The 14,413-nt window shown below is 73.9% G+C and carries 9 protein-coding genes; 7 read left to right on the top strand and 2 right to left on the bottom strand.

The genetic code is table 11. The features are described 5' to 3' along the window. Window positions 1–98 precede the first annotated feature (98 nt). Entirely contained in the window at window positions 99–761 is a 663-nt protein-coding gene (locus tag QE370_RS14210) for a TrkA family potassium uptake protein (RefSeq protein ID WP_067857134.1), read from the bottom strand. Beyond that, complete coding sequence (locus QE370_RS14205) at window positions 761–1,423, bottom strand: NAD-binding protein (protein WP_253026588.1); 663 nt, start codon at window positions 1,421–1,423, stop codon at window positions 761–763. Before QE370_RS14205 ends, QE370_RS14210 begins: the two co-directional genes overlap by 1 nt. A 119-nt stretch (window positions 1,424–1,542) precedes the next feature. On the opposite strand from QE370_RS14205, the gene QE370_RS14200 reads away from it, so the two are divergent. From QE370_RS14200 to QE370_RS14170, 7 genes are all read left to right on the top strand, one after another. Further along, window positions 1,543–3,588: an APC family permease gene (locus QE370_RS14200; RefSeq protein ID WP_309634730.1), complete on the top strand. Its 2,046-nt coding sequence runs from the start codon at window positions 1,543–1,545 to the stop codon at window positions 3,586–3,588. A 43-nt stretch (window positions 3,589–3,631) separates the two neighbouring features. After that, a complete protein-coding gene (locus QE370_RS14195) occupies window positions 3,632–4,879 on the top strand; it encodes a TRAM domain-containing protein (RefSeq protein ID WP_309634729.1) in 1,248 nt (415 codons plus the stop codon). Between the two features lie 57 nt (window positions 4,880–4,936). Beyond that, window positions 4,937–6,301 carry a hypothetical protein gene (locus QE370_RS14190; RefSeq protein ID WP_309634728.1) on the top strand — a complete coding sequence of 455 codons (1,365 nt, stop codon included), beginning with the start codon at window positions 4,937–4,939 and terminating at the stop codon, window positions 6,299–6,301. Then, window positions 6,249–8,486, top strand: a complete 2,238-nt coding sequence (locus QE370_RS14185; protein WP_309634727.1) for an SCO7613 C-terminal domain-containing membrane protein — start codon at window positions 6,249–6,251, stop codon at window positions 8,484–8,486. The genes QE370_RS14190 and QE370_RS14185 overlap by 53 nt, the downstream gene beginning before the upstream one ends. Then, window positions 8,483–9,220 (top strand): hypothetical protein, encoded by a 738-nt coding sequence (locus QE370_RS14180; protein ID WP_253027185.1) that lies wholly within the window; start codon window positions 8,483–8,485, stop codon window positions 9,218–9,220. Before QE370_RS14185 ends, QE370_RS14180 begins: the two co-directional genes overlap by 4 nt. A gap of 190 nt (window positions 9,221–9,410) precedes the next feature. Then, window positions 9,411–12,212 carry an aconitate hydratase gene (locus QE370_RS14175; protein ID WP_309634726.1) on the top strand — a complete coding sequence of 934 codons (2,802 nt, stop codon included), beginning with the start codon at window positions 9,411–9,413 and terminating at the stop codon, window positions 12,210–12,212. A 150-nt stretch (window positions 12,213–12,362) separates the two neighbouring features. After that, window positions 12,363–14,390, top strand: coding sequence for a primosome assembly protein PriA (locus QE370_RS14170; protein ID WP_309634725.1), 2,028 nt, complete (start codon window positions 12,363–12,365; stop codon window positions 14,388–14,390). Window positions 14,391–14,413 lie beyond the last annotated feature (23 nt).

Raw genomic sequence — 14,413 nt, 5'->3', positions numbered from 1 at the left:
GAGCCGCGCCGGCGCACCCCCACCCGAGCGAGAAGCCGCGCCAGCGCACCCCACCCGAGCGAGGAGTAGCGCCACCCCAGAAAGAGGGCGACGCGACGTCAGGACTTGGGGGAGAGCAGCGAGCCGATCTCGACCTCGGCGTCCTCGGCGGTGACGAACAGCAGCTCGTCGCCGGCCTCGAGGGAGCGTTCGGGGTCGGGGGTCTCGATGGCGTTGTCGCGCAGGATGGCGACGAGCACGACGTCACGCGGCCAGGGCACGTCGCGCACGAGGCGGCCCGTGTAGGGGGAGTCGGCGGGCATGGTCAGCTCGACCAGGCTCGTGTTGCTCTGGCGGAAGGTGAACAGGCGGACGAGGTCGCCGACCGAGACCGCCTCCTCCACGAGCGCCGACATGAGACGCGGGGTGGAGACGGCCACGTCGACCCCCCACGACTCGCCGAACAGCCACTCGTTGCTGGGGTGGTTCACGCGGCCGACCGTGCGCGGCACCGAGAACTCGGTCTTCGCGAGCAGCGAGACGACGAGGTTCACCTTGTCGTCACCGGTCGCCGCGATGACGACGTCGCACGTGTGCAGGCCTGCCTCGGCCAGCGACGACATCTCGCACGCGTCGGCGAGCAGCCACTGGGCGTCGGGCACGACGTCGGAGCGGATGGACCCCGGCGACTTGTCGATGAGCAGCACCTGGTGACCGTTCTCGGTCAGCTCGAGGGCGACGGAACGGCCGACCGCACCGGCACCGGCGATGGCGACGCGCATCAGGCCTCCTCAGGTCCGGACTCGAGCACCGCGTGGGCACGCTCGGCGTCCTCGTCTCGCATGAACACGGCGAGCACGTCGCCCTCCTGCATCACGGTGCGGGCCGTCGCGACGACCCCGGAGCCGAGCCGGGTGAGGTACGCGACGCGCACGCCGGCGGCGTCCTCGAGGTCGGAGACGTGACGGCCGATCCAGGGGAACGGTGCGTACACGGTGTCGAGGCGCAGCTGGCCGGACGGGTCGCGCCAGGCCGGCTCGGACCCGGCCGGCAGCAGACGTCGCAGCACCTGGTCGGCGGCCCACGGGACGGTGGCGACCGTGGGCACGCCCAACCGCTCGTACACCTCGGCGCGACCCGGATCGTAGATGCGCGCGACGACGTTGCCGACGCCGAACTGCTCGCGAGCGACGCGCGCGGAGATGATGTTGGAGTTGTCGCCGCTGGAGACCGCCGCGAAGCCGTCGGCCTGCTCGATCCCGGCCGCGCGCAGCACCTCGCGGTCGAAGCCCATGCCGGTGACCGTCGTCCCCGTGAAGCCGGGGCCCAGGCGACGGAACGCGTCAGGGTTGGAGTCGATCACGGCCGTCGTGTGGCCGCGCTCCTCGAGGCTGCGCGAGAGCGTCGAGCCGACGCGGCCGCAGCCCATGATCACGATGTGCACGGAGGCGACGCTACACGGACGCGAGGACGTCGTGGGACGGTCCGGCGCACCGGTGCCGCGCCGTGCGCCCGCGCCCCGGCGGGCGGACGACCCCGCGGCTACCATCGTCGCTCGTGGGCATGGTCGAGTCCGTCAAGCGGACCATCGTCGGACGGAAGCTGCGCAGTACCCAGCTGGGGGAGACGCTGCTGCCGAAGCGCATCGCCCTGCCCGTGTTCGCGAGCGACGCGCTGTCGTCCGTCGCCTACGCCCCTGACGAGATCTTCCTGACGCTCTCCATGGGCGGCATCACCGCCTACGCCTTCAACTGGAAGATCGGCATCGCCGTCGTCCTGGTCATGCTCACGGTCGTCGCCTCCTACCGCCAGAACGTCCACGCCTACCCGAGCGGCGGCGGCGACTACGAGGTCGCCACGACGAACCTCGGGCCGAAGGCCGGCGTGACGGTGGCGAGCGCCCTGCTGGTCGACTACGTCCTCACGGTCGCCGTGTCGATCTCCTCGGGCGTGCAGAACGCCACCTCGGCCATCCCGTGGCTCGTCGGCCACGAGGCGCTCGCCGCGTCGGTCCTCGTCCTGCTGCTCATGGCGCTGAACCTGCGCGGCACGAAGGAGTCCGGCACCGCCTTCGCCGTCCCGACCTACCTGTTCATGCTCGCGATCGGCCTCATGGCCGCCTGGGGGCTCGTCCGGTACCTCCTCGGCGACCTGCCGCAGGCGGAGAGCGCGCCGTACGACATCGCCGCCGAGGCGCCCTACGACTCGGCGCTCACCGGACTGGCGATGGCGTTCCTGCTGGCGCGTGCCTTCTCGTCCGGCTGCGCCGCCCTCACCGGCGTCGAGGCGATCAGCAACGGCGTGCCCGCCTTCCGCAAGCCGAAGAGCCAGAACGCCGCCACGACGCTCCTGCTCCTCGGCACCATCTCCATCACGATGCTGATGAGCATCATCCTGCTCGCCGACGCCATGCACGTCCGCTACGTCGAGGACCCCGCCCACCAGCTGCTGCTCGACGGCCAGCCCGTCGGCGAGGGCTACGACCAGCCGACCGTCATCGCCCAGCTCGCGAAGGCCCTCTACAGCGACGCCCAGCCGCTGTTCTACTTCACCATCGCCTGCACGGGCGTGATCCTGGTCCTCGCCGCGAACACCGCCTTCAACGGCTTCCCCGTCCTCGGCTCGATCCTGGCCCGCGACGGCCACCTGCCCCGCCAGCTCGACACCCGCGGCGACCGTCTGGCGTTCAGCAACGGCATCGTCCTGCTCGCCGTCGCCGCCATCGTCCTGATCCTCGCGTTCGACGCCGAGGTCACCAAGCTGATCCAGCTCTACATCGTGGGCGTGTTCGTCTCCTTCAACCTCAGCCAGCTCGGCATGATCCGGCACTGGACCCGCCACCTCGCGACCGAGACCGACCCCGCCGAACGGCGTCGCATGAAGCGCTCGCGCGTCGTCAACAGCTTCGGCCTCGCGATGACCGCGACCGTGCTCGTCATCGTCCTCATCACCAAGTTCCTCGCCGGCGCCTGGATCGCCATCCTGGCCATGACGTTCGTCTTCTTCCTGATGCTCGGCATCAACCGTCACTACCAGCGGGTCAGCGACGAGCTCGCCATCGACGACACCGACGTCGCGCTCCCGTCCCGGGTGCACGCGGTCGTGCTCATCGGACGCCTCCACAAGCCCGCCCTCCGCGCCCTCGCCTACGCCCGCGTCGCCCGGCCGTCCACGCTCGAGGCGCTCTACGTCGAGCTCGACCCGCAGGACACCACCGCCCTCCGCGAGCGGTGGGACGAGCTCGCCATCCCCGTCCCGCTCACCGTCGTCTCCTCGCCGTACCGCGAGCTCGTGCGCCCCGTCGTCAAGTACGTCAAGGAGAAGCGCCGCGAGAGCCCCCGCGACATCGTCAGCGTCTACATCCCCGAGTACGTCGTCGGACGCTGGTGGGAGCAGCTCCTGCACAACCAGACCGCGCTCCGTCTCAAGGGGCGCCTGCTGTTCATGCCCGGCGTCATGGTCACGAGCGTGCCCTACCAGCTCAGCTCCGCCGCCAAGGTCAACCCGCGCAGCGTCATCGGGCCCGCGCCCGGCGACGTCCGCCGCGGTCTCGGCGACCAGCCCCGCCCCGAGCAGCCCCACGACGACAGTCCGGACACGCGCCCGTGAGCGACTCCGATCTGCCCGTGGTCGAGGTGGGGCCCGTCGCCCTGTGCCCTCGGTGGGCTCGTGGGCCCGTGCGGGGTGGTCGGGTGTGAACGAGTCGAGTCTGCCGGTGGTCGAGGTGGGGCCCGTCGCCCACGGCGGAAGCTGTGTGGCGCGGTTGGACGGGCAGGTCGTGTTCGTCCGGCACAGCCTCCCGGGGGAGCGGGTCCGCATCCGCGTCACCGACACCAGCAAGCGGTTCCTGCGAGCCGACGCCGTCGAGGTCCTGGAGGCCTCGCCCGACCGCGTCGAGCCGCCCTGCGCCCTCGCGGGCACCTGCGGTGGCTGCGACTTCCAGCACGTCGACCCCGCCGCGCAGCGCCGACTGCTCGCCGACGTCGTCGCCGAGCAGCTGAGCCGACTCGCCGGCATCGAGCGCGACGTCGTCGTCGAGGAGGTCCGACCCACCCTCGGCTGGCGCACCCGCGTCACGTGGTCGACCACCCCCGACGGGCGGCCCGGGCTGCGCAAGCACCGCTCGCACGAGGTCGTGCCCGTCGACCACTGCCCGATCGCCCACCCCGACCTGCCCGACGTCACCGCGCACCGGTGGGACAGCGGCCCGGTCGAGGCCATCGTGTCGTCGACCGGGCAGCGCCTCGTCGTCACCGACGCCGCCGTGCCCGCCGAGCTCGACGTCGACGGCGTGGCCGGCACCGACGGTCACCGCCGCGCCGGAGGCACCCGGCTCACCGAGCACGTCGCACCGCACGACTTCACCGTCACCGGCTCGGGCTTCTGGCAGGTGCACCCGGAGGCGGCACGGACCCTCGTCGACGCGGTCCTCGATGCCGCCGAGGCGCGCCCCGGCGACCGCGTCGCCGACCTGTACGCCGGGGTGGGCCTCTTCACCGCCTTCCTCGCCGACGCCGTCGGACCGGACGGCCTCGTGGTCAGCGTCGAGGCGGACCGCCAGGGTGCCCGCGACGCCCGGAGGTCGCTGCACGGTCGCAGCGAGGTGCGTCTCGTGGCCGACTCGACCGAGGGGGCGTTGCGTCGCGACCCCGCGCTCGCCGAGGGCGTCGACGTCGTCGTCCTCGACCCGCCCCGCACCGGCGCGCGCAAGGCCGTGCCGGGCGTCGCGGCGCTCGGTGCCCGCCGCGTCGTCTACGTGGCCTGCGACCCGGCGGCGCTCGCCCGCGACGTCGCCACGTTCGCCGAGCACGGGTACCGCCTCGGTCCGCTGCGGGCGTTCGCGCTGTTCCCGATGACGCACCACGTGGAGTGCGTGGCCGTCCTCGACCGCGTGGACTGACCTCAACGGCGGCCGACGAGGTTGTCCGAGGACCACCTGGACGGGCAGGGTGTCGCCATGGCCTACGCCGACCCGACCGTGTGCCCCGACTGCCGGGCGCGACTCGCCGGTGCGCGGGTCTGTGCCCGCTGCGGTCTCGACCTGCGCACCGCCGAGGCGGGGCGGCTGTGGAACCAGCTCATGCGGGTCGACCGCGACCTCGAGCGGGCCCGCCACGCCAGTCGGCCGGCGACGGTCCAGGCGCCCGTGCCCGCGCCGACCGTGACGGTGCCGTCCGTGCCGCCGCCGCCCGTCGCGCCGGTCCAGGCGCCAGCCACGGCGCCAGTCACGGCCCCAGCAGCGGCACCCGCGCCGGCAGCCGCCGGCGTCACCCCGTCGGGCCCCGCCCCCAGCCGTCCCACGGTCGAGTCCGTCCCCACGGTCGACTCCGTCGCCGCGACGACGCCTCGCGCCCCCGTCTCGGTGGGCACCGTCCTCCTGGCGCTGGGTGCCCTCGCCCTGCTCGTGGCCGGCGCCATCTTCATCACGGTCTACTGGGGCCCGATGGGCATCCTCGGCCGCGCCCTCGTGCTGCTCGCCGCGACCCTCGTCGCGGGTGGTGTCGCCACCGTCGTCACGCGCCAGCGCCTGCGGGCGTCGGCCGAGGCCCTGTGGACCGTCTTCCTGGGGCTGTTCACGCTCGACTGGTTCGCCGCGCGCGACCAGGGGCTGCTCGGGCTCGACACGCTGCCCAGCGCGCCGTGGGACCTGCTGTGGTCCGCCCTGGTGGTGCTCGCGACCGCGGGGATCGTCAGGTTCGGACGACGCACCCTCGACGACGCCCGCGAGCTGGTCGTCGTGTCGGTGCTCGGCGGCCTCGCCGGTGCGGTGGCCGGGGTGCGGGTGGCGGTCCTGCTCGACGACGGCGGAGCGCGTCCCTTCTGGTCGGCGACCGCGGCGCTCGTCGTCGCCGTGCTCGTCGGGGCCGCGCTCCACCGGGCGACCGCACGGGGCGGGGCGTGGTTCGCTCTCGCCGCGGGCGGGGTCGCCGCGCTGGTCGCGGTCGTCCTGGCCCTCGCGGACGCCGTCGCACACCCTGCCCTGAGGGACCTGCTCGGCGGGCGCCCACGGTGTCCCCCTCGCGATCGTCGCCGGCGTCGCCGCCGGGGCCGCGTCGCTCGGCCGGCTGCCCGCCACGGCCCGCACGATCTCGGCGGGCGCCGCGCTCTCGACGCTCACGCTCCTGGCCGCCCTGCCCGCGTGGTCGGCCGCTCCGCAGTACGGCGCCCTGCTCGTGCTCGCCGCGGTCGCGGTGCCGGCCGTCTGGGTCCCCGGACGAGGACCGTGGGCACGAGGCGCGCGTGCGGCAGGCATCGCGCCGTCGCTCCTGGTGGCCCTCGCGCTCTTCCCCTGGGGAGCACAGCTGCTGGCCGTGGTGGGTGAGGCGCTGTCCACCACCGGCGGCCAGCGCATCGACCACCCCCTCACGACCTTCGACGTGCCCGGCACCGACCGCCCCTGGCTCGCGTGGACCCTCGGTGCCGCAGCGACCCTCGTCGTCCTCGGGGCTGCACGCTGGCGCGTCCTGAGGCACCTGCGCCCCTGGTCGCTCGGCGGGGCCACCAGCGTCGCCGTCGTCACCGCCTGGTCGGTGCTCGCCGACGCCGGCCCGTCCGCGGTGCTGCTGGCCGGCAGCGTCGTCGCCGGTGCCCTCGTGCTCTGGGCCGTGACGACCTTCGGGACGCCCGCCGAAGGGCCCGCGCCATGGGCGTGGGTGTCGGTCGCGACGCTCGGCGTCGCACCCGCGCTCGCCCTCGACGCGCCATGGGCGTGCGTCGTCGTGTGGGCTGCCTCGACCCTCGGCCTGGTCGTCGTCGCGCTCGTGCGGGCGCCACGCCTGCGGAGTGCCGTCGCGCTCGGCCTCGCCGCTGCCTGGGGTCCCGGCACGGCAGGCGCGCTGGTGGTGGCGCTCGACGGCGACGCGCAGGTCCGACTGGCCACGCTGGTCGCCGCGGTCGTGCTCACGTTCGTCGTCGGTGTGCTCCTCGTCGACGACGACGCGCGGCGCACCGGGGTCGAGACCGGCGTCGCCGCCGCGCTCCTCGTGACGGTCGCGACCAGTGCGGCGGAGGTCACCCCGGGAGCGGGAGCGATCGCCGCGCTGTCGGTCGGGGCGACCCTGGCGCTCGTCGCGGCCGCGCCGCACGGTCGACGCGTCGTCCATCCCGCTCTCGCGGCGACGGCGGTGGTGGTCGCGGACCTCCTGGTCGCGGGGGACTGGTCCACGGCGTGGTGGGTGTGGGGTGCGGCCGCGCTCGTCGCCGTGGTCGCCGCGCGGGCCGCACGACCTGCGCCGGCGCAGGAGGTGCTGGCTGCGGTCGGGACCGTGCTCGTCGGGCTCGCCCTCGTGCCGCCCGTCCTGCTGGCCGACCTGGCGACGGGCGCGGCGGGAGTCGTCCTCTCCGGGGCGGCCGCGCTCGCACTGCTGGTCTCCGGCACCGGGCTGCGCGACCGCAGCGGTCGTGTCGGTGTCGAGGGCGGCTCGGGTCTGCTGGCGGTGGGCGGGGTGCTCGTCGCCGCGGCCGTGGTCGACCTCGACGTCGTGTGGCTCGCCGCCACCCTCCTGCTCCCGGCTGCGGCGGCCGTCCTGGTCTCGCTGCTGGTCGCCGACCGCGCCGTCCTGCGGGCGGTCGGCGGTGTGCTCGCGGCAGCCGCCGTCGTCGTGTGCATCGGCGACTGGGGCACGGCCGTGGTCGCCTGGCCCCTGGCCGCCGTCCTGCTCGGCGTCTGCGCGCTGCCGGACGACGGGCAGCCCTGGCGCGACGTCGCCACGTCGGCGGCGGCAGGGACCACGATCGTCTCGACGGTCCCGGTCCTGGCGCTGGTCGACGCGCCCGCGACCGTCGCCTCGCTCGTCGTCCTGCTGACGGCCCTCGTGGTCGGGGCGGGCGCGTCGGCACTCCTCGCCGACCGTCGAGGACGTCGTGGGGTCGAGCTGGCCGCCGTGACCGTGCTCATCGTCACCGTGCTCTGGGCGGCCGGGACGACGTCTCTGGGCTGGCTGGCGCTGCTGCTCACGCTGCTCGGCGCGACGCTCGTGCTCGTCTCGCTCCTCGTCCCCGACCGGGCCGCCCTGCGATGGGTGGCGCCCGTGCCGCTCGGCATCGCCTACGTGCTGCGGCTGGTGGCCAGCGACGTCGGGGTGGTCGAGGCCTACACCGTCCCGTTCGCGCTCGTGCTGCTCGCTGCCGGGGCGTGGGTGCTGCTGCGGACCGAGCCGCCGCGCAGCACGGTGGTCGCGCTCGGGCCGGGGCTCGTGCTCGGGCTCCTGCCGAGCCTGCCGCAGGCGCTCCTGGCCCCGACGAGTCCGCGCGGGCTCGCGCTGGGGCTCGTGTCGCTCGCCGTGCTGGCGCTCGGCGTCCGGCTGCGCTGGCTCGCGCCCTTCGCGGCAGGGGCCGTCCTGGTGGGGCTGCTGCTCCTCGTCCAGCTCGGTCCCGTCGCCGTCGCGCTCCCGCGCTGGATCCTCATCGCCGTCGCCGGTGTGTCGATGCTCGCGGTGGGCATGACGTGGGAGAGTCGGGTGCGCGACGGCCGCGCGGCCGCCCGCTGGATCGGAGCGATGCGATGAACGACGCCCAGGACCTCACGCCCGCGTCCGACGTCGGCGGGGAGGAACGCACCCTCGGGGAGGAGGAGCGCACCGTCGGCGACCTGCGACGCTCGGCGCTCGCCCAGGACGTGCTGCTGTTCTGCGTCGCCTTCACCGCAGGCGCCCTGGTCGTGCTCGTCGCGCGGATCCTGGGCAGCGCGACGACCGGCGACGTCTGGACCCTGGGTCGCTCCGACGGCCTGCTGCTGGGCGGACTCGTCGCCGGTGAGCTCTTCGTCCTGTGGAACAACGGCCTGCGCCAAGGCGTGCGCGGGCACAGCATCGGCAAGCACCGCGAGAGCCTGCGTGTCGTCCGCGCCGGCGACGGGGGCCCGACCGGGGCCGCGCGTGGGCTGCTGCGCGGGCTCGCCGCCGCGGTGCTCATCGACCTTGCGGTGGCGGCCGTGCCCATCGGCCTGCCCACGGTCCTGCGCTCGGCCACGCCGGACGCGTGGCACCTGGGGTTCGCGGCCTACCTTGGCCTCCTGGCGCTGCTCGTGCCGCTGCTCCTCGGCATGCACCGCGGCGTGCTCGACCGCGTCGCCGGCACCGAGGTCGTCCGGGCGCACGGCGACGACGCGGCCACCTCGGTGCCGCGGCGTCGCGCGCTCGTCGTCCTCGACGCGGTCGGGGTGGTGGGCGTCCTGGCGGTGTGCGCGGCGCAGCTGGCGTTCATGTGGCCGCTCCTCTGGCGCTGGCCCGGGCTCTTCTGACGCGTCGGCTCCCGCTGCGTCGGACATTCCTCTTGACATCGTGTATCTTGACATCAAGAGACTTTCTCGGCCGGACACCCCCACGGTGCTCGTGCCGCGGCAGTCAGGAGGGCGTCAGGTAAGGCGCACCTGACCTGGCAGCCCGGCGGTCCGGTCGGCAGGATGGAACCCGACGCGAAGGAGACAGCCCATGGTCGACAGCTTCAACGCCGAGCAGACGCTCGAGGTGGACGGCACCAGCTACACGTACTTCAAGCTCGACGCGGTGCAGGGTGACGGCCTCGACGTCGCCACGCTCCCGTTCAGCCTGAAGGTCCTGCTCGAGGCGCTGCTGCGCACCGAGGACGGGGCCGACATCACGGCCGACGACATCAAGGCGATCGCCGCCTGGGACCCGTCGAGCGAGCCCGACCAGGAGATCCAGTTCACGCCCGCACGCGTGATCATGCAGGACTTCACCGGCGTCCCCTGCGTCGTCGACCTCGCCACCATGCGCGAGGCCATGGTCGACCTCGGCGGCGACCCGTCGAAGATCAACCCGCTCGCTCCCGCCGAGATGGTCATCGACCACTCCGTGATCGCCGACGTCTTCGGCACGCCCGAGGCGTTCGAGCGCAACGTCGAGATCGAGTACGAGCGCAACGGCGAGCGCTACAAGTTCCTGCGCTGGGGCCAGGGCGCCTTCGACAACTTCAAGGTCGTCCCGCCTGGAACCGGCATCGTGCACCAGGTCAACATCGAGCACCTCGCGCGCGTCGTGTTCGACAAGGACGGCACGGTCTACCCCGACTCCTGCGTCGGCACCGACTCCCACACCACCATGGTCAACGGCCTCGGCGTCGTCGGCTGGGGCGTGGGGGGCATCGAGGCCGAGGCCGCGATGCTCGGCCAGCCGATCAGCATGCTCATCCCGCGCGTCGTCGGCTTCAAGCTGCACGGCGAGCTGCCCGAGGGCGCCACGGCGACCGACCTCGTGCTCACGATCACCGAGATGCTGCGCGACCACGGCGTCGTCGGCAAGTTCGTCGAGTTCTACGGCTCCGGCGTCGGCGCCGTCCCGCTGGCCAACCGCGCCACGATCGGCAACATGAGCCCCGAGTACGGCTCCACCATCGCGGTCTTCCCGATCGACGAGGAGACCACGAAGTACCTCGAGCTGACCGGCCGCAGCGCCGAGCAGGTCGCGCTCGTCGAGGCCTACGCCAAGGCCCAGGGCCTGTGGCACGACCCGGACCACGAGCCGCGCTACTCCGAGTACCTCGAGCTCGACCTGTCGACGATCGTGCCGTCGATCGCCGGCCCGAAGCGTCCCCAGGACCGGGTCGAGCTGACGTCGGCCAAGCAGGGCTTCCGTGGCGCGCTCGCCGCCTACGTGGAGGAGGAGGCCGACACGACGACCGGCAAGTACGACGAGGCGCTCGAGGAGTCCTTCCCGGCGTCCGACCCGCCGGCGTCGGACTCCGAGGGCACCACGCCCTCGCGCGACTACCTGTCGTGCGTCCCCGCCGACGGCGGTCGCCCGAGCAACCCGATCGAGGTCACGCTCGACGGCCAGACGTTCACGCTCGACCACGGCGCCGTCACCATCGCCGCGATCACGTCGTGCACCAACACGTCGAACCCGTCGGTCATGATCGGCGCGGCGCTCCTGGCGAAGAAGGCCGTCGAGAAGGGCCTGTCGCGCAAGCCGTGGGTCAAGACGACGCTGGCCCCCGGGTCGAAGGTCGTCTCGGACTACTACGACCGCTCCGGCCTGACGCCCTACCTCGACAAGCTGGGCTTCAACCTCGTCGGCTACGGCTGCACGACCTGCATCGGCAACTCCGGTCCGCTGATCCCCGAGGTGAGCGCCGCCGTCAACGAGAACGACCTCGCCGTCGTCTCGGTGCTGTCGGGCAACCGCAACTTCGAGGGCCGCATCAACCCGGACATCAAGATGAACTACCTGGCGTCCCCGCCGCTGGTGGTCGCCTACGCCATCGCCGGCTCGATGGACGTCGACATCACGACGGAGCCGCTCGGCGAGGACACCGACGGCAACCCGGTGTACCTCAAGGACATCTGGCCGTCCCCGGCCGAGGTCGAGGACGTCATCGCCTCCTCGATCACGAGCGACACGTTCGGCAAGGAGTACGCCGACGTCTTCGCGGGCGACGAGCGCTGGCAGAACCTGCCGACGCCCGAGGGCGACACGTTCGCCTGGGACGAGGACTCCACGTACGCCCGCAAGGCGCCGTACTTCGACGGCATGGGCCTGGAGCCGGAGCCGGTCACCGACATCGACGGCGCCCGCGTGCTCCTCAAGCTCGGCGACTCGGTGACGACCGACCACATCAGCCCGGCCGGTGCCATCAAGAAGGACAGCCCCGCGGGCAAGTACCTGATGGAGAAGGGCGTCGAGCCGCGTGACTTCAACTCCCTCGGCTCGCGCCGCGGCAACCACGAGGTCATGATCCGCGGCACGTTCGCGAACATCCGCCTGCGCAACCAGATCGCCCCGGGCACCGAGGGCGGCTTCACGCGCGACTTCACGGCCGGGGGAGAGGTCACGACCGTCTTCGACGCGTCGCAGAACTACCAGGCCGCCGGCGTCCCGCTGGTCGTGCTGTCGGGCAAGGAGTACGGCTCGGGCTCGTCGCGCGACTGGGCGGCCAAGGGCACGGCCCTGTTGGGCGTGAAGGTCGTCATCGCGGAGTCCTACGAGCGCATCCACCGCTCGAACCTCATCGGCATGGGCGTCCTCCCGCTGCAGTTCCCGCAGGGCGAGAACGCCGAGTCGCTGGGCCTCACGGGCGAGGAGACCTTCTCGGTCACCGGCGTCACGGAGCTCAACGAGGGCACCACGCCGCGCACGGTCAAGGTCGTCGCGACGAAGGAGGGCGGCGACACCGTCGAGTTCGACGCGGTCGTGCGCATCGACACCCCCGGCGAGGCGAACTACTACCGCAACGGCGGCATCATGCCGTACGTCCTGCGCAGCCTGCTGGACTGAGCGCCCGGCCTCCGGGCCGCCGCACCGCACGAGACGCCGTCCCCGGCCCGGGGCGGCGTCTCGTCCGTCGTGGGTGGGACCGTGACGGGCCCGTGGGTGGGGCCATGGTGGGGCGGTCGCGCCGTCGGAGCCGACTGGTAGACAGTCCGCGTGACCACCAGCGACCAGCTCGAGCTCCTCGCGCTGCCGCCCTCGCCCCCACCGACGACCCAGCCCCCACCGACGACCCAGGCGGCAGCGGGCCCGGAGGCGGCCGACCAGCCTGGTCCTGACGCCGAGCCCGTGCTGGTCGCGCGGGTGGCGGTCGACACGCCGCTGCCGCACCTCGACCGGCTCTTCGACTACGCGGTGCCCCCCGAGCTCGATCCGCAGCCCGTGCCCGGATGCCGGGTCAAGGTGCGCTTCGCCGGGCGACTCACCGACGGGTTCGTGGTCGGTGTCGGCGGCGGGTCGTCGCACCAGGGCCGGCTCGCGCCACTGGCCAAGGTCGTGTCGGCCGAACCGGTGCTGAGCCCGGAGGTGCTCGGACTGGCTCGCGAGGTCGCCGACCGCTGGGCGGGCACGCTGTCCGACGTGCTGCGCCTGGCCGTCCCGCCCCGTCAGGCACGGGTCGAGGCACGTCCGTCGACCCCCGCGCCCGAGGGTCCCCTGCCCGACGTCGACGACGAGGCCTGGCACCTGTGGCCGGACGGCCCCACCCTCCTCACCTCGCTGGAGTCCGGCGGAGCGCCGCGCGTCGTGTGGGAGGCTCTCCCGCTGCGCGACCCCGCGGTCGCCGTCGCGGAGGCGGTCCTGGCCACGCTGCGCTCCGGTCGCGGCAGCGTGGTCTGCGTCCCCGACGCCCGCGACCTCGACCACTGGGACACCGTGCTCGGCTCCGTCCTCGGCGACGGACGTCACGTGGTCCTGTCGTCCGCGCAGAAGCCCGCCGAGCGCTACCGGGCGTTCCTGGCCGTCGCGAGGGGCGAGGTGTCGGTGGTGCTGGGCACCCGCGCCGCCGCCTTCGCGCCCGTCCGGCAGCTGGGCCTCGTGGCGCTCTGGGACGACGGCGACGACCTGTACGTCGAGCCCCGCGCCCCGTACCTGCACACCCGCGAGGTGCTGCTCACCCGCGCCGTCCGGGAGGACACGGCGCTGCTCCTGGCGGGCTACGCGCGCACGGCGGAGGGCCAGTCGTTGGTCGCGTCGGGCTGGGCACGGTCGGTCCGGGCCGAGGCGGTCACCCGGCGTCGCGCCTGGCCACGGCTCGCCGTCACCGACGGCAGCGTCGCCGGTGGTGCTCCCGCCCGGCTGCCGCACGAGGTGTTCGCCGCGGTCCGGCGCGCCGACGGACCGGTGCTCGTGCAGGTGCCGCGCCGGGGCTACCGCACCTCCCTCGCCTGCCAGGACTGCCGGACCCCGGCCCGGTGCACGACGTGCGAGGGACCGCTCGCCCAGTCCGGTCGCGACGCCCAGCCCACGTGCCGTTGGTGCGGGGCCGCTGCTCCGCACTGGTCCTGCCGCACCTGCGGGTCGCACCGGCTCCGCGCACCCGTCGTCGGCCAGCTGCGGACCGCCGAGGAGTACGCCGCCGCGTTCCCGGGCCGGGAGGTGGTCACCTCCGGCGGCGCCGACGTGCTGGCTGTCGCGCCCGAGGGCGACGTGCTGGTGCTCGCCACGCCCGGCGCGGAGCCTCGGGTGGCCGGGGGCTACGCGCTCGTCGTGCTCATGGACACCTGGCTCGCCCTGGGCCGCGACGACCTCCGGGTGCTCGAGGAGGCGCACCGCCGCTGGTTCAACGCCCTCGCTCTGGCGCGGGAGCGCGCCGACGCCGTGGCGGTGGGCGACCCGGCGCTCCTGCAAGGACTCGTGCGCGCGGACCCCGCCGGGCTCGCCGAGCGCGAGCTCGCCGAGCGCTCGGAGGCCCACCTGCCTCCCGTCGCCCGGGTGGCCGTGCTCGAAGGTCCGGTCGCCGACGTCGCGCCGCTCGTCGACGCACGGTGGACGCCCTCCACCGAGGTGCTCGGGCCGGTGCCCACGTCCACGCGCCCGGGCGAGCCGGTCCACGAGCGTCTGGTGCTGCGGGCGCCACGTCGCGAGGGCCCGGCCCTGGCTGCCGCGCTGAAGGACGTGCAGGCGGCCCGCTCGGCGGCCAAGCAGCCGCCGCTGCGCGTGCGCGTCGACCCGCACGCCTTCTGAGTCCCCGCACCATCACACGGCAC

The sequence above is a fragment of the Aeromicrobium sp. SORGH_AS_0981 genome, assembly GCF_031453195.1.
Lineage (GTDB): Bacteria > Actinomycetota > Actinomycetes > Propionibacteriales > Nocardioidaceae > Aeromicrobium.
Note: the sequence above shows the minus strand (reverse complement) of the source record. Positions and strands in the feature narration are given on the sequence as shown.

What these genes read in the sequence shown, in the direction of transcription:
- QE370_RS14210 (WP_067857134.1), bottom strand. Translation starts at nt 761, where the DNA reads ATGCGCGTCGCCATCGCCGGTGCCGGTGCGGTCGGCCGTTCCGTCGCC.
- QE370_RS14200 (WP_309634730.1), top strand. Translation starts at nt 1,543, where the DNA reads ATGGTCGAGTCCGTCAAGCGGACCATCGTCGGACGGAAGCTGCGCAGT.
- QE370_RS14190 (WP_309634728.1), top strand. Translation starts at nt 4,937, where the DNA reads ATGGCCTACGCCGACCCGACCGTGTGCCCCGACTGCCGGGCGCGACTC.
- QE370_RS14180 (WP_253027185.1), top strand. Translation starts at nt 8,483, where the DNA reads ATGAACGACGCCCAGGACCTCACGCCCGCGTCCGACGTCGGCGGGGAG.
- QE370_RS14175 (WP_309634726.1), top strand. Translation starts at nt 9,411, where the DNA reads ATGGTCGACAGCTTCAACGCCGAGCAGACGCTCGAGGTGGACGGCACC.